The sequence below is a fragment of the Thermotoga sp. 2812B genome (assembly GCF_000789335.1).
GTDB classification, from domain to species: domain Bacteria; phylum Thermotogota; class Thermotogae; order Thermotogales; family Thermotogaceae; genus Thermotoga; species Thermotoga maritima.
The window spans coordinates 877961-894176 of record NZ_CP003408.1; the positions used below are offsets into that span (position 1 = coordinate 877961).

Here is a 16216-nt window from a genome sequence, read left to right on the forward strand (position 1 = left end):
ATACTATAGACAAGGGGTGATCAAGAATGAGTGAGAGAAAGATCCCAAAGGAAGTAATTGAAGAAGTGGAAAGGCTCAGAGAGGAGATCGAGTATCACAACTACAGATACTACGTTTTGAACGATCCAGTTATTACGGACGAAGAGTACGATAGACTCATGAGAAGGCTCATTGAACTGGAAAGGATGTATCCAGAACTGGTTACACCGGATTCGCCAACTCAGAGGGTAGGGGGAAAGGTACTCGAAGGTTTTAAAACGGTAAAGCATTCCGTTCCTATGTTGAGTCTGGATAACACGTACAACGAAGAAGAGATTCTCGAATTCGATCGGCGTGTTAAAAAAGCTCTTCAGGAGGCAGAAGTCGAGTACGTTGCCGAGCTGAAGATAGACGGCGTTTCCATAGCTCTTAGATATGAGAACGGAAGGTTCGTTCTGGGAGCGACACGAGGAGATGGAATAGAAGGAGAAGACGTCTCCGAGAATGTGAAAACCGTACGCAGTATTCCACTTCGTCTGAGAAAGCCCGTCACCATAGAAGTGAGAGGGGAAATATACATGCCTGTGGATGAATTCAAAAGATTGAACGATGAAAGAGAAGAAGAAGGACTTCCTCCCTTTGCCAACCCAAGGAATGCCGCTGCAGGAACGCTTCGGCAGTTGAACACGGCTCTTGTTGCGGCAAGGCGTCTGGATTCGTTCATTTACTATGTGGTTCATCCTGAAAACTACGGTCTGAAAACACAATGGGAAGCTCTTCAGTTTCTGAAAGAACTCGGTTTCAAGGTGAATCCACACTCCAGACTGTGCAAAAACATTCAGGAAGTGATCGATTACTGGAAGGAATGGAAAGAAAGAAAAAGGGAGTTGGATTATTGGGTTGATGGCGTTGTGGTGAAGGTGAACAGATTCGATTTCCAGAGAATTCTCGGTGAGACATCGAAAGCACCACGATGGGCTATCGCGTTCAAGTTTCCTGCTGAGCAGGCAAGAACTAGGGTGCTGGATGTCACCATCCAGGTTGGAAGAACAGGTGTTCTCACACCCGTTGCCGAGCTCGAACCCGTTCAGCTCGCTGGAACGATCGTGAAGAGAGCTTCACTGCACAATTTCGAGTACATAAGAGAAAAAGATATCAGAATAGGAGACTACGTCTTTGTGGAAAAAGCCGGTGGAATCATTCCTCAGATAGTCAAATCGATACCAGAATTGAGAACTGGCAACGAAAAGGAAATAAAACCACCCGATAAGTGCCCTGTCTGTGGTGGGAAAGTAGGAAAGTTGAATCCCGACGAGGTTGCTATCAGGTGTCTAAACCCGCATTGTCCTGCTAAACTGAAGAGAGCTTTGAGGACTCTGGTTTCCAGAGAGGCTCTCGATATTGAAGGACTCGGGGAGAAGCTGATAGACAGACTAGTCGATGCTGGTCTCGTAAAGGATATAGCAGATATCTTCTACCTTACTCCTTTCGATCTCGCTCAGCTTGGACCGGGGATCGGTCAGCGAACGATAGCGAAGATTCTCCAAGAGATAGAAGAGGCGAAGAAGAGACCGCTTCACAAACTGATAACGGGTCTTGGAATTCCCATGGTAGGTCAGAAGACGGCAAAGATTCTCGCGGAGCATTTCAAATCCCTGGAAGCAATTGCAGATGCTTCTTATGAAACACTAAAGGACATACCGGGAATCGGTCCAGAAATCGCAAAGAGCATCGTTGAGTACTTCCGAAATCCAAAAACAAGGGAAATCATTGAAAAACTCAAAAAAGCCGGAGTGAAGCTCGAAGAGAAAGTTGTGAAACTCGATATCCTGAGGGGATTGACTTTCGCCGTGACAGGTACCTTGAAGAACTTTACAAGGGAAGAAATAATAGAGTTCCTCGAGAAGCTGGGAGCAAAAGTCGTCAACTCTGTGAGCAGGAACACGGATTATCTCATAGTGGGTGAAAATCCCGGCTCCAAGTACGAAAGAGCGAAGATGTTGAAAGTAAAAATGATGAGTGAGGAAGAATTCCTCGAGTTTGTCAGAAAAAGAGCAGAATTGAAGGGATACAACTTCGACGAGATAATGAGGAGTTGGAAGGAATGGAGTTGATATTCGAGGGAAAACCACTGAAGAGCTTTTGTTTTTCGATGGTTTTCAACATTGGCTGGAGACACGAACCTCCTGAATTGCGAGGTTCTCTGTTGAGAACCTTCGATGACCTTGTGGGAATTCTGAAGAAAGAACTTCCCGAATACTTCGATGTTTCAAAGCACATTGATGCGGAATTCTCTAAACTCAAGGTCTGGGGAACTTCTGACGAAGCGGAAAGTCTTCTGGAGGCAGTTCGCAAATTGCTGGCACTCCCTCCACAGATCTTCCTGGAAATTGGTGGTGGGTTGATCTTTTCAGTGGCAGCCGGTGCCATGAAATCGGAAGTGTTGAAGGAATTGGAAAAAATGAAATTTCCCAAGCCTTCAAAAGCTCCAAAGGTTCATATCAGACCGAGAAATTTCTTCAAGACGTTTAACCTGAGCAGGTTAGAAACAATATTTCTTTACAGTTTCCTAAGAGAAACAGCGGGAGAGGTCTTCCTGGAGCTTTCGGCGATTGGAGATAGAATACACTATGGAAAGAACTTCCGTCTTTCTCCATTTCATGAAATCTCTAAGTACAAGGACAGATTCAAAGCCTCATTGGCTAAACAATTGGAGACAACAGAAGGAACGGTTGACCTCCTTATAAATCTGAACATTTTCAAAAAAGAAAAGGTCTTGATAAGAGATGCACTGGAGGAACTGGAAAATCTGGATCTTTTGAAAAAGATAGACACGATTGATAAGATGTTCAGGAGGGTCTCGAGTTGAACATAGAGAGAGCGGATTTTGTTGACAGAGTGAAAATCTTCGTGAAAGCCGGTGACGGAGGAAACGGTTGTGTGAGCTTCAGAAGAGAGAAATACGTTCCAAAGGGTGGCCCTGATGGTGGAGACGGCGGTGATGGAGGATTCGTCTTCCTCAGGGCCAATCCTTCCGTCTCCACATTGATAGAGTTTGTGAATAAGAGGAAATTCGTGGCAGAAAACGGAAAGCACGGCATGGGAAAGAAAATGAAAGGAAGAAACGGTAAGGATCTTTTCATAGACGTGCCGGTAGGGACTGTGGTCAAGGACGCCGTTACTGGAGAAGTCATCGCCGATTTGAACGAACCGGGAAAGATCGTATGTGTGGCACGTGGTGGAAGAGGTGGGAGAGGGAACGCCCATTTTGCAACATCCACAAAGCAGGCTCCTTTGATAGCAGAACGCGGCGAAAAAGGTGAGTCCAGATGGCTCGAACTTGAACTGAAGATACTGGCAGATGTTGGACTCGTTGGATACCCGAACGTGGGAAAGTCTTCCCTCATATCGCGCATCAGCAACGCAAGACCCAAGATAGCGAATTATCCGTTCACAACACTCATACCTAATCTGGGAGTGGTGAAATACGATGACTTCAGCTTTGTGGTGGCGGACATTCCCGGTCTCATCGAAGGTGCAAGTGAAGGAGTAGGTCTTGGAAACGTATTTTTGAGGCATGTTGAAAGGTGCTACTTGATAGCCCATGTGATCGATGTGAGTGGCTATGAGAGAGAAGATCCGGTGAGAGATTACTTCGTCATAAGAGAAGAAATGAAGAAGTACTCCCCGTTCCTTTTGGAGAAGCCCGAAATAGTGGTTGCAAACAAGATAGACCTTCTCGGCAAAGAAGAACGGGAGAAAATTCTGAAGAGACTGAGAGATGCTACCGACCGAGAGGTGATCCCTGTCTCTGCTGTGACAGGTGAAGGAATAGATCTGCTTGTTTCGAAGCTGGCCTCCATCGTCAGGGAAATGAAGGTAGAGAAACCAGAAAGAAAAGAAGAAAGATTCGTGAAGCCTTCACCTGTCTGGAGGAGGCTTCCTGAGAAATTCCATTTAGAGGTCGTCAAAGAAGATGAGGGATACTGGGTGGTTGAAGGAGAGAACCTTAGAGTCTGGATAGAGAGATTCGACCTGAATCAGAGGGACGCGAGATTGATGCTTTTACAGGTTCTGGAGAAAAACGGTCTAAACAATAAGTTAAAAGAAGCCGGGGTGAAGGAAGGGGATGTTGTCAGGATCGGAGACTTCGAGTTTGAATACAGGGAATAGAATAGGCATATTTGGGGGCTCGTTCGATCCCGTTCATACCGGTCATGTACTTGTGAGTGTCTATACGCTTGAAATTCTCGATCTGGATCGGTTGATCGTTGTACCCGTTTTCAATCCGCCACACAAGAAAACAGTCGCCCCCTTTGAAAAGAGATTCGAGTGGTTGAAAAAAGTCTTCGAAGGGATGGAGAAGGTGGAAGTGAATGATTATGAGAAGAGGAGAGGGGGCGTTTCTTACTCTATCTTCACGATAGAGTATTTTTCAGAGATCTACAAAACAAAACCGTTCTTTATCGTTGGTGAAGATGCGCTCTCCTACTTTGAGAAATGGTACAGATACCGCGATATCCTAAAAAAATCCACCCTGGTTGTTTATCCGAGGTACTGCGGGAAACCTTATCATGAGCACGCCAGGAGAGTATTAGGAGATCTGAGCGAGATTGTGTTTCTGGATATGCCTATCGTTCAAATTTCTTCTACGGAGATCCGCGAAAGGGCCAGACTCGGGAAGACTTTGAAAGGGTTTGTACCAGAGGAGATCAGGAAGGAAGTGGAGGTTTTCTATGGAGGTTAAAGTCGGTCTTGCGCCGATGGCTGGATACACTGATTCAGCATTCCGCACTCTGGCTTTCGAATGGGGTGCGGATTTTGCTTTCTCTGAAATGGTGAGTGCAAAGGGTTTTCTCATGAACTCTCAAAAAACAGAAGAACTCTTACCACAACCACATGAAAGAAACGTGGCGGTCCAGATCTTTGGAAGCGAACCGAACGAACTTTCTGAGGCAGCGAGGATTCTCTCTGAAAAGTACAAGTGGATAGATTTGAACGCTGGTTGCCCTGTGAGAAAAGTTGTAAAAAAAGGAGCAGGCGGAGCTTTGTTGAAAGATTTGAGACATTTTCGATACATTGTGAGGGAGCTCAGAAAGAGTGTTTCTGGCAAATTTTCTGTGAAAACTCGCCTTGGATGGGAGAAAAATGAAGTCGAGGAGATATATCGAATACTCGTTGAGGAAGGGGTGGATGAGGTATTCATTCACACGAGAACGGTGGTTCAGAGTTTCACTGGGAGGGCTGAATGGAAGGCGTTGAGTGTTCTGGAAAAGAGAATTCCTACCTTTGTGAGTGGTGATATCTTCACTCCAGAAGACGCCAAGAGGGCTCTGGAAGAAAGCGGATGTGATGGTCTTCTGGTAGCGAGAGGTGCTATAGGAAGACCTTGGATTTTCAAACAGATAAAGGATTTCCTCCGAAGCGGAAAGTACTCTGAACCGTCCCGGGAAGAGATTCTTAGAACGTTCGAAAGACATCTCGAGCTGTTGATAAAGACGAAGGGTGAAAGAAAAGCGGTTGTGGAAATGAGAAAGTTTCTGGCAGGTTATACAAAAGATCTGAAAGGCGCAAGGAGATTCAGAGAGAAAATTATGAAAATAGAAGATGTTCAAAATCTAAAAGAAATGTTTTATAATTTCATCAAGGAGGTGTGAGCATGTTTTCTGCAAAGGAATTGCTGAACATAGCGGTCAGAGTAGAGAAAGAGGGAGAAGAGTTTTACAGAAAAATTGCCGAACGTTTCACTCAGCCGGACATAAAGGAATTTTTCTCTTACATGTCCAGACAGGAAGCCGAACATGCCAGAACCTTTGAAAAGATCGGAGAAGAGGTGGGAGCCGAAGAGGAGACTTACCTCGATATGGAAGACACCGAAGAATATCTCAAAAGCTTTGTGGAGGGGAAATTCTTTCCATCTCCTGAAGTTATGGAAAGATATCTGAAAGAAAAGTCTGTCGAGGAAGCAATAGATTTTTCTATATCGGTTGAAAAGGAAACCATCATCTTTTATTACGAAATTTTAGAGCTCTTGAAGAATGAGAAAGCAAGATCTCTTGTTAAAGGTATTATAGAGCAGGAAAAACAGCACGTGGTAAAACTCCTCAGGATAAAGGGGATGATCACCTGATATGCCTTTCTACAAATACGTGGCCGTGGAGGGGAATGGCAAGAAAATAACGGGGGTCATAGAGGCAGAGAACAAATTGAAAGCGATATCGATCCTTTCTGAGAGAGGATTGATGGTTGTTCGTGTGGAGGAGAGAAAAAAAGCGCAGAGAAGTTCAACGTTTTTCCAAATCTCAATCAGCGAAATAGCTACGTTCTGCCGACAGCTTTCCATAATGATTTCAGCCGGTATAAGGATAAAAGAAGCGTTGAACATTCTGGCACGTCAAACGGTTTTTTCAAGACGTTTCAGAAAAGTTATACTGGAAATCGCTCTCAACGTTGAAACGGGGGACTCTTTAGCAGAAGCTTTCAGAAAAACAGGTGTTTTCGACAACGTTTTGATCAGTATGTTAGAAGCGGGAGAAGAAGGTGGAGTCCTTGACAGAACCCTGAAGAGGGCTGCGGACTTTTACGAAAGTATGAAAAGACTTCAGGATGAGGTAAAATCTGCCATGGCTTATCCTCTCTTTGTTCTCTTCTTTGCAGTGGTAATTGTCCTTGTGATCAGTTTCTACATACTCCCCAACCTCGTCAGGGCTTTTGGGACTTCTATTCCGCTCTCGCCCACGATTCAATCTCTTCTGAAAGCCAACGAATTTTTGAGTGAAAACTGGCCGTGGTTCTCGGTGCTTGTGACGGGTATCATAGCCGGTATTTTCGTTTTGATGAAGTCAAAATACGGTGTTTACATAAAGGAATATCTATCCTTTATTTTTCCGCCTGTCAGGAAGCTCAGACAGAACATGGGGCTCGAACGATTCGCCAGAACACTGGGAATTCTTGTGGGAAGCGGTGTCAGAATAACCGATGCCATAAAGATGGCCGCTCAGGCTTCCAGTTCACCTTCCATTATCAGAAAAACAGAAGAGATGGTTCGGAAGATATCTGAAGGTAAAACCCTTCGAGATACTTTTGCGGAAAGTGGAGTTTTCCCACAATTGATTTATGAGATGATCGGAACAGGAGAAGAGACCGGAAAAGTCGACGAAGTGATGGAAAGAGTGGCCGACTTCTACGAAGACATAGTGAAAAACAGTGTGAAGCAACTCGTTTCTCTGGTAGAGCCTCTATTGATAGCAGGTGTTGGTGGATTTGTGGCTTTCCTCGCGTATTCGATATACACCACGGTATTCCAGCTTCAGAGGAGTATAGGTGGATGAACATTATCGAAGTTCTCATCGTCATCGCTATTTCATTGATGATAATGGGATTTTTCATACCAACTCTGATGTTCAAGCTGGGAAAAGACCATCAGGCTGTTGCTTTTAAGGTGATGGCGATTAGAATGGTTAAGAGGACCTTTCAAAATGGTATTTTGAAAATTGTAGATAAGGGAAGAATGATCATTGTCGACATTCATAAACCTGAAAGAATCGTTTACCAGTTTCCGTTTTCCTTTCTCTCCAAAGTAGCTGTAGATGGAGAAGACATCACTTTCAAAAATGGATTTGTCTCCACAGCAGGTACTGTCTATGGAGATGGGTGGTGGATCACCGTGGAACCAGTCACCGGCAGAATGAGATTGTACGGGAGGAGATAGCTTGCAGCTTTTTTACAATGATATTCTCTCTTTGAATTGGTGTTCACATTGTGTGGAGATATCCCGTGCGAGGATGAGAGGATCCAAATTGAAGCTGTTAGATCACAAATTATCTCTTCTGGAAATAGCAGATGAGGAGAAATCAAATGAAATTATACTGAATCTCTCAAGAAGCGTGAAAAAAGATCTTGAAGATATAGTCGTCGCAAATATGCCAATGGAGAACGTTTTAGTAATGAATATAAAAGTTCCTCCTACGTTGAACAAGCAAAATGCAGTAGAGTATGCCACGTTGGAAATATCAAGAAATCTTGGTATACTCCCTGAACAGCTTGTTGTTGCTCCGTTGGATATTCGTGGCGGTGAAGGATTGTTTTTTGTTTCAAAGGTTGATCAGGTGAAGAGTTTTGTGGCAGATCTCATGAAAAAAGAATTTCCGGAAGCGGATGTGGTTATTCCCGATATCGTTAAATACCTTGAAGTGTTCGAGTTTTATTTCGGGAAACGTTTGAAAGAAACCAGTGTTCTTACGGTAATTTCATTCTTGAATGACTACTACTCCATAGTTGTTCTCGAAAACAACCATTATTGTTCCATCAGGCTGCTCTTTTCGATGTTCTGGGACTATATGGATATTGTAACGGAGAACACAGGAATTCAACCCAAGGAATTGATGGAAGGAACAGTGAATGTAGATCTTAGTTTCTTGCAACCATATTTTGGAGATTTTTTGATCGAACTCGACAGAGAAGTCAAAGTGTCTTTGGATGAAGTCAATCTGAGCAGGGTCGATCAGTTCTTCTACATCGTTGATCCCCCAATCTTTTCACCAGTTCTTTCTCAGTCACTGGAAAAGTTCGAAGGAGTAGCATTGAAGCAAGGAATCGTTCCTTCTTTTAAACCTGGTATATCTTTAGGAACCCTTGGTTTGATGATAAGGGGGGGCAGGGAAATTGGAAAAGTTAAACATCTATCCGTTTAAGAAGCGAAAGGTAAAGTTATCTACTTTTCTGGTACTGTTGGTCGTCATGTTGCTTCCTCCTGTTTCCTTTAATATCTACTTTAGTTATGCGAAAGAGCAAATGATAGAAAGACTGCAAAGTGATTACTCCGAGGTTTTGAGAGCGTATTCTGTGAAGCTTTCGAAAGATTCTTCCAAAAATCTGGAGGAAATCTCCCGTGTGGAAAGTGTCTTTATGAACCAAATAAAGTCCTTAGAAGTGAGAATCAATCAACTGAATGCTTTCCTTGACAAAAGGAAGAAATGGGAAGATTTTTTGAAGGTTTTGCTGAACATTTTTGAAGATCAAAATCGAACTCTGTGCTATCTTGATTTCTCTCAAGAAAAAGCCATTGTTGAGTTTTACGAAGTTTCCAAAAACGTTGTAAGTAGTACTTTTCAAAACTCGAATGTGAGTACAAGTCTCCTGTTTGAAGAAAAACTACCGGAAGGTTTTTATCTGAGAAAGTACAGGCTTGAGTACAAGGCGGTGGGAAAGTGAGGGGAATAAACAGAAAGTTCGCTATCTGGTTCGCTGTTTTGACTCTCCTCGTGCTGGTCTTTGGACTTGTGGTGCCAGATTTTGTGATCTTCATGTCCAACACCAAAAAACTGGAACAGAAACTTCAAAACCTGGCACCTGCTTTCAAGGTTTTCACCTTGAAGCAAAGGGAATACGAGGAAATAATAAAGACGATCATGAACACACCTGAGTTTCAATACAATCTCACCGAAAAAGAAATCAGCATTGAAGAAGCTGAAGATCTCTTAAAGGAACTTGCTGAGACACGAAGGGTGACAGTGAAGACCTTGACCATTGATGCGAAAAGAGTTATACCGATCAATTTCTTCGGTACCCCAATATCTCAACCCAGTGTGAAGATCACCCTTGAATTAGAAAGGGTGAAACAATGAACCGAAGAACGGTGATTCTTCTCGTAATTATGGGGGTTGTGTGGTCATTTGTTCTTTTCTATTTGTTCGCTGGCAACAGGGAGTCCGGAACTCTTCAGGTGGAAAGGCCAACGGATTTTACGGCGCTGGTGAACAAAATACAGATCAACCCCTTGCTCAAGAAAACGGCTCAGGAAAATCCTCCAGAATTCTCGTACAGGGTTTTCAATCCCGTGACGCTCAGCTTTGGGAAAGAGGCAGCCGACACTCTGATCGTGACGCTTCCTCCTCTGAAGTATCGATTCCTGGGTTTCATAAGAACAGGTGATGGATTAAAAGTATTTCTCTCCGATGGAGAAAAACTCTTTGAGGTGTCGGGCGAGAGCCCATCTTTTGGAAATTATGTGGTCACCTACGTTTCGAGTCTCGGTGTTCTGGTTCTCGACGTGGAAAATGGTAGATTTTTTTCAATAAGATGAGGAGGGGTGGTATCTGTGAGGAGAATACTTCTTATTCTTGTCATGTTGATGTTCAGTGTGTTGTTCTCTGCAGAGCTCGTAGGGGTACTTCCTAAGATAGAGAATAATCGAGTGATCATAGAGATCCAGATTTCTTCACCGGTTGAAGATGTTTCAGCAGAAATGAATTCTTCAAAGACTGTGTTCTCCATTTTCATGAAAGGGGTTCAAATGAAGATCAGCAGATTCATGGTTCCCGTTGGTGTTGGTCCTGTTGAAGGTGTACGAGTGGTGAACGTTGGCAATGGAGTTATGGTGTCCGCGAGTCTGCTGGTTCCATTCCCAGGAAGCTACCGTTTAGAAGACAAGACGATAGTGATGGAATTTCCAAGAAGTAAGGAAAGAATCGATGTGTCCTTTGAAAACATGCCTTTTGAAGATATGGTAAAGTACCTCTCTGAGAGATTGAATCTCAACGTAATCGTTTCAGATAGTGTCAAAAGTGCAACAACGAGTTTGAAACTGAACGATGTCACACCCGAAGATGCGCTGAGAGACCTTCTTGTTACGTTCGGAGAGGTTGCCTACGCTTATTTCCCGGATGGAACTATGTTCATAGGAAAATACGAAGAAGTATCCGGAAGGTTTCAGAGATTCTGGGGTATATACAGGGTAGAGAACCAGACCGTCGCCGACAGGATAAAGAGTCTCATTTCTCAGGAAGCCATGATAGACTACCTTCCGTCAAAATCTGTTCTCTTCGTCTATGGAACTTCGGAAGAACATGACCTCGTGGCGAGCCTTCTTTCTGTTTCTCCACCCCTTCAGCAAAAAGAAGTTTCCTTCTCGGTAGATTCAGCGAGAGTGGAAGAACTCCTGACCGCTCTCAAAAGTGTGTATCAGTTCGAGTATCATCTCTTAAAGCCGGTATCCAGAGTGATTCTTGTGGGAGATTCTGAGACGATTTCGAAAGTGGAAAGATATATCAGGATTTTGGAAACTCGTGAGCAGGTGTCTGTAGAAGAACAGGTCCAGATTCCGGCTAAAAAATTCGTTTTTTATGCCTACGACCCAGAATCCGCTGCTTCGCTTATCACTTTGCTCCTCGGAATAGATGCCCAGCCTTTCAAGGACATGAACTTGGTGGTGTGCCAGGTGCCAATAGATGAAGAACAGAAGCTGATTGATTTCATCGCGGAAAACAATCTGGAACTCGGTGAGATGTTCTATCTGGATATCAAAAAAGGTGAAGAGGACTTTCTCAGAGAAGTGGCACAATTTCTTGGAGTACCGGATTCAAGGCTGAGATTTCTCAACATTGATGGTGAGAATGTAAAAGCCGCTATCTCAGTTCCAAAAGCAGTCTATGAGAAAGTATCCCCCATTCTGGAAAAATTGTTGTCACTCAGAAGAAAGAACTTCATCGTGAAAAGTGTGGAATTGAAAAAGGAGATTCAGCAGGAAATGATAGACGCGATAACGAGAATGTACGGGGTTTCTATGGAAAAAATAGGGAACTTCCTCTTCATAGAGGGAGCCAGGAGTTCCGTTGAAAACGCTGAAGAGCAGCTGAAGAAACTTCAGATTGAACACACACAATTTCTGAAAATCGCCTTAAAAACTGAGAATGTGGAAGATTTGAGCAGATTCATGAAGGAAAAGTACGGTGTTGAATTCGAGTACTTTTCTTCTCTGAAGATGGCAATGCTGAGTGGGAAGGAAGAAGAAAACGTTCAAAAGGCCGCTGAGGAATTGCAGATAATTTCTTCGGAGGAGAGGATCATAAGGTTCGTGAAAAAAACTGAGAATGTACCGATCGATAAAGCGAAAAACGTCGTTTCGCAACTGTACAGTGTATCAATAGAAGAGTTAGGGAATGAACTTGCCGTCATCGGTGAAAGAGAAGAAGTCGAAAAGGCTGCTGATCTTCTTCAGAAAATCTTCTCTTCCGAAGTAGAGATCTCGCGTGACTTTGTGAAGTTGCCCGGCTGGATTGATGACCCGGAAAAACTCCTCGAAGTTGTGAAAAACAGCGCCGGGATCACTTACGAAATACTGGACGGAGTAGTTTACTTTGAAGGGACAAAGGAGAATGTCGAAAAGGCAAAGGAACTCTTCTCAGACATAGTGGAAAAACTTGGAGAAGTACGTAAGGAAGAAACAGTGGAATTCCTCGAAGTGGATTCTTCCTTCCCTGTTGAAGAATTTATAAACCTCTCCAGCAAGCTGTATCCGGATGTTACCTGTTTCAGTCTTGATCAACTGGGCCTTCTGGTTCTCAAGGGATCTTCAGAAGCGGTGGAAGATCTTTCGAGCATTTACCGTTCTTTCTTCGAGAGGCACCAAAAGATAGTCAAAGAAAACGTGTTCGATCGACTCATGCTGGAAGTTCCGAGCGGTTTTTCTTTCGAGGAATTCAAGACCTTCCTGGAAGTTCTCGTTCCAGAAGTCAAACAAGTTGTCTATCTTGACAAGTTGAACCTGCTTCTGGTGGAAGTTCCTGTTTCACAGTCAGAGAGAGTGAAAAGTCTCCTCGATACGTTCTTGAAAAAGGAAGAAGCTGTATCAGAAAAGAAAGCGGTGAAAAGTGTCACCATACCTTCCGGTGTGAACCCTGACGAACTTTCTTCTTACTTGAAGAAACTCCTCAGAAATGTCGAGATCACGGTCTTTCCGAACATGGGGCAGATGATCGTAGAGGGACCAGAGAACGAAGTGAGAAAAGCTGTAGAACTCGTAGAAACGGAAAAAGAAAAGATCGTTTTGAAGGAAAAGAAAGATTACGTAAAGGTTTCTGATGGTAAGCTGACTATAAACGCAGAGGATGCTCCGCTTTACGATCTTCTCGAAGAGATCGCCGGTGAACTTGGAATTTCGGTGATGTTTGTCTCCATCCCTTCGGAGAAGATCACGATGAAGGCAGATAATGTCGCATGGGAAAAGTTTATTGATCTGATCTCTCAGAACTATGGTTATTTATTTGACAACAAAAACGGTGTGTACGTTGTCTCAAAACCCAAACAGGATCTTGCAAGGCGCTACATCTACGATGTGCCGCACAATTTCGATCAAATAAAAGCTTTGATCGAATTCTACGGAGGAACGGTCTATGTGGATTCCCTGAACAACTTCATGGTGGTAACAGGGATTTCTGAGACGATAAAGAGAGAGCTGGATAATATCATAGAAAAATTGAAAAAACCGACGAAACAGGTAGAGATATCTGCAAAGATAGTGGATAGATCTTTGATCGACAGATTGAGCAAAGAAACTGTTCTCGAATTGACTGGAGGAAATGTGAATGTAGGGTCCTCTGGTGCAGGGATATCTTTCTTCGTGACCGACTACCTTGATTTCGAAAAGATCTTCGGAGAGATTTTGAACAATACCCTTTCCCTTCAATTCTCAGATCAAAAGACCAACACTCTCGATGACATTCTTGCGAGCCCCAGAATCGTCACCACCAGCGGAAAAGAGGCGAGAATATTGATAGGTGACAGAATACCGTACGTTACAGATACCAACGGAGACGGAACTCCAGAAGTGCAATTCCTCGAGACCGGTATAGAACTCAGTATCACACCGTTCGTACGAAGCGACGACACCATAGAGCTCGATCTCTTTGTGAAGGCCAGTGAGCCTGGAAACTACATAAATGAAGTGCCGGGGGAAAGGACGCGAGAAGCCCAAACGCACCTCATCGTGAAGAACGGAAGTACCATAACGATAGGAGGTCTGATCAGAGAAGTAACGAACGTAACAGAAAGTAAGCTACCTTTCCTCGGCGATCTACCGGTGATAGGTCAGTTCTTCAGAACAAAGTCCGAAAACAAAGAAAAACGAGATCTTGTCATATTCCTCACCGTGAGGGTGGTGGAACCATGAAAAGAAAACCGGCTGTGGCCGGCCTCTTCTATCCTTCCAGGAAGGATGAACTTATCGAACAAATCAGGATGTGTTTTCTTGACAAAAGGATTGGGCCGGGCAAGTTGCCTGGCCCTGTCGAGACAAAGCTTCAAAATCCCATTGGCCTTGTCTCTCCCCATGCTGGTTACATCTACAGTGGGCCTGTTGCTGCGTGGGGATTTCTCGAGGCAGTTAAGTTCGGCGAACCTTCTGTTGTGGTTATTATCGGACCAAACCACACGGGTCTGGGAAGGCCTGTGGGTGTGTGGCCAGAGGGGGAGTGGGAAACCCCGCTTGGAACTGTTCCGGTGAATGAAAGAGCAGTGGAGATCGTCTTGAGCAATTCTAGATACGCTGAGAAAGACTTCATGTCTCACATCAGAGAGCATTCTATTGAGGTCCAAATTCCGTTTCTTCAGTTTGTGTTCGAAGAGGTTCCCATAGTTCCCATATGTCTGATGGATCAAAGTCCTGCGGTTGCTGAAGATCTCGCGAGCGCTTTGGCAAAACTCGTGGCTGAGTTTCCGGGTGTTCTGATAATAGCCTCAACGGATCTGAATCACTACGAGGATCAGAGAACAACTCTGAGGAAAGATTCTTATATCATAGAAGCGATAGAAGGTATGGATCCAAGTCTTCTATACGAATATCTCGTGAGAGAAGATATCAGCATGTGTGGGTACGGTGGAGTGGCCACCCTTTTGAACATGGATTTTGAGAATGTCAGGATTTTGAAACACGCGACCAGCGGAGACGTTTCGGGCGATACGCTGGAGGTTGTTGGATATCTCAGTGCGATCCTCTTCTGAGAATCTCTTCGAGTTCTTCTATTTTCAGAAGTTTCGAAAACAACACATAAACGAACACACCGATCAGTACCAGAAAGATCGTTCCGAGATTCCCTTTGAATGAACCTCTCAGCAGAAGAATCACAGTTCCCATGACTGCAGAAGCCAGGCTGATTTTGAAAATCTTTTTGTCGAAGGAAGGTTTCATCCTTAAAGCGAGAAAAACGAATCCTGCAATGTATGAAACACTCGTCGCAAGTGCGATGCCCGAGGCTCCCATGGTGAAACCGAGTATCACGTCGAGCGATATGTTCACAGCAGAAACGAGCAGAGTGGCAAAGAAGGGAGTCTTCACTTCTTTCGAAGCGTGATAGGCTCGGGATAAAAGGTTAAACAGGGACACAAAACACAATCCAATTGCGTACATGAAGAGTATCTGAGCCGATTTTTTCACATCTTCATGGGTGAACGCTCCATATCCGAAAAGTAGAGAAATGATTCTCTCGGAAAGAGCCATCAGTCCAATCGAGGAAGGAAGCGTCAGAAAGAGGCTTTTGCTTATGAAATCTTTCAGATTCTCGTGAAAATCCCCTTCGCTTTCGCTGAGGGTGGACAGTGCAACGGTGGATACCGCAACACCAAAGATACCGAGTGGAAGCTGGTAAAGACGACTGGAAAGCTGGATCAAAGAGAGAGAACCTGGGTCTAAAAAAGAGGCAACGTTCACATCGATCAGTGTGGTTACTTGAGAGACTGCCATTGTCATAAACGTTCCAAAGAAGAGTCTGTAGAATTCTCCAAGGCCTTTGAATGTTGGTCTGTATCGAAATTTTCCGAAGGGAAGTAAAACCAGTAGTGCAGCCAGACCTCCTATCGTGAATCCGGCGGCTGCCCACCTTACATCACCGAATAGACATCCCACTATCACACCTACGTTCGAAAACATCGGGGTCAACGCGGGAAGGAAATATCTGTGTGAGGCGTTGTGTACCGAATAAAAAACTGCCCACACAAAAACGATGGTTATGAATGGAGCTGTCAGGCGTATGAGATCGGCTGCCAGTGATTTCACTTCTTCGTCGGCACCTGTGGCGAAGATGGAGGCCATGAAGTAAGGAAAAACTTCGGAAAGAAAGACAATGACGAGAGTAACAAGCCCGAGAGAGGTGAGTGCGGCCGAAGTGAATTGTGCTTTTTCTTCCTCGTTCTCCAACTTTTTGTAGATTGCCATGAAGGCTGAGCTCATCGCACCCTCAGCGAAGGTCCTCCTGAGGAAGAACGGAAAGACTATGGAAACATAGTAGGCATCGAGAGTAGAGGAAGCACCGAAGGTTTTTGCGAGAATTATATCACGAACGAGACCCGTGATACGCGAGAAAAGCGTTCCCAGAGAGAAAGCGAGCGTTTTCTTTATGCTGGACACTTTTCTTCCTCCTGATTCAAGTTTGCAAAAAAGTACCCGATAATATTATACGGAAGG

15 protein-coding genes are annotated in these 16216 nt (G+C 44.2%); 14 read left to right on the top strand and 1 reads right to left on the bottom strand.

Going from position 1 to position 16216, the window contains the following annotated elements; translation table 11 throughout:
- Positions 1–26 precede the first annotated feature (26 nt).
- Genes ligA through amrB form a run of 14 tightly spaced genes read left to right on the top strand, consistent with a single transcriptional unit; the run spans position 27 to position 14757 of the window.
- Positions 27–2093 carry an NAD-dependent DNA ligase LigA gene (ligA, locus tag T2812B_RS04415; protein ID WP_008194058.1) on the top strand — a complete coding sequence of 689 codons (2067 nt, stop codon included), beginning with the start codon at positions 27–29 and terminating at the stop codon, positions 2091–2093.
- Positions 2084–2848: a hypothetical protein gene (locus T2812B_RS04420; RefSeq protein ID WP_008194060.1), complete on the top strand. Its 765-nt coding sequence runs from the start codon at positions 2084–2086 to the stop codon at positions 2846–2848. The genes ligA and T2812B_RS04420 overlap by 10 nt, the downstream gene beginning before the upstream one ends.
- Positions 2845–4152, top strand: a complete 1308-nt coding sequence (gene obgE / locus T2812B_RS04425; RefSeq protein WP_008194062.1) for a GTPase ObgE — start codon at positions 2845–2847, stop codon at positions 4150–4152. Before T2812B_RS04420 ends, obgE begins: the two co-directional genes overlap by 4 nt.
- Positions 4109–4726 (top strand): nicotinate (nicotinamide) nucleotide adenylyltransferase, encoded by a 618-nt coding sequence (gene nadD / locus T2812B_RS04430; RefSeq protein WP_038050894.1) that lies wholly within the window; start codon positions 4109–4111, stop codon positions 4724–4726. Before obgE ends, nadD begins: the two co-directional genes overlap by 44 nt.
- Positions 4716–5636 (top strand): tRNA dihydrouridine synthase DusB, encoded by a 921-nt coding sequence (dusB, locus tag T2812B_RS04435; RefSeq protein WP_008194067.1) that lies wholly within the window; start codon positions 4716–4718, stop codon positions 5634–5636. Before nadD ends, dusB begins: the two co-directional genes overlap by 11 nt.
- A 2-nt stretch (positions 5637–5638) precedes the next feature.
- On the top strand, positions 5639–6109 hold the full coding sequence (locus T2812B_RS04440) for a ferritin family protein (protein WP_008194070.1): 471 nt from the start codon (positions 5639–5641) through the stop codon (positions 6107–6109).
- A gap of 1 nt (position 6110) precedes the next feature.
- Positions 6111–7310, top strand: a complete 1200-nt coding sequence (locus T2812B_RS04445) for a type II secretion system F family protein (protein ID WP_008194072.1) — start codon at positions 6111–6113, stop codon at positions 7308–7310.
- Positions 7307–7690, top strand: a complete 384-nt coding sequence (locus tag T2812B_RS04450) for a hypothetical protein (protein ID WP_008194074.1) — start codon at positions 7307–7309, stop codon at positions 7688–7690. Before T2812B_RS04445 ends, T2812B_RS04450 begins: the two co-directional genes overlap by 4 nt.
- A 1-nt stretch (position 7691) precedes the next feature.
- The gene (locus T2812B_RS04455) at positions 7692–8672 is read left to right on the top strand and encodes a hypothetical protein (RefSeq protein WP_038050897.1); all 981 of its coding nucleotides are present in this window, start codon (positions 7692–7694) and stop codon (positions 8670–8672) included.
- The gene (locus T2812B_RS04460) at positions 8644–9192 is read left to right on the top strand and encodes a hypothetical protein (protein ID WP_008194078.1); all 549 of its coding nucleotides are present in this window, start codon (positions 8644–8646) and stop codon (positions 9190–9192) included. The genes T2812B_RS04455 and T2812B_RS04460 overlap by 29 nt, the downstream gene beginning before the upstream one ends.
- The gene (locus T2812B_RS04465; protein ID WP_008194080.1) at positions 9189–9605 is read left to right on the top strand and encodes a hypothetical protein; all 417 of its coding nucleotides are present in this window, start codon (positions 9189–9191) and stop codon (positions 9603–9605) included. The genes T2812B_RS04460 and T2812B_RS04465 overlap by 4 nt, the downstream gene beginning before the upstream one ends.
- Positions 9606–9634: 29 nt before the next feature.
- On the top strand, positions 9635–10063 hold the full coding sequence (locus T2812B_RS04470; RefSeq protein ID WP_231556614.1) for a hypothetical protein: 429 nt from the start codon (positions 9635–9637) through the stop codon (positions 10061–10063).
- Between the two features lie 15 nt (positions 10064–10078).
- Positions 10079–13927, top strand: coding sequence for a type II secretion system protein GspD (locus tag T2812B_RS04475; RefSeq protein ID WP_008194085.1), 3849 nt, complete (start codon positions 10079–10081; stop codon positions 13925–13927).
- Positions 13924–14757: an AmmeMemoRadiSam system protein B gene (gene amrB / locus T2812B_RS04480; protein WP_008194086.1), complete on the top strand. Its 834-nt coding sequence runs from the start codon at positions 13924–13926 to the stop codon at positions 14755–14757. The genes T2812B_RS04475 and amrB overlap by 4 nt, the downstream gene beginning before the upstream one ends.
- Here amrB and murJ read toward each other — a convergent pair.
- On the bottom strand, positions 14738–16159 hold the full coding sequence (murJ, locus tag T2812B_RS04485; RefSeq protein WP_008194088.1) for a murein biosynthesis integral membrane protein MurJ: 1422 nt from the start codon (positions 16157–16159) through the stop codon (positions 14738–14740). The two genes, amrB and murJ, sit on opposite strands and share 20 nt — an antisense overlap.
- Positions 16160–16216: the final 57 nt, after the last annotated feature.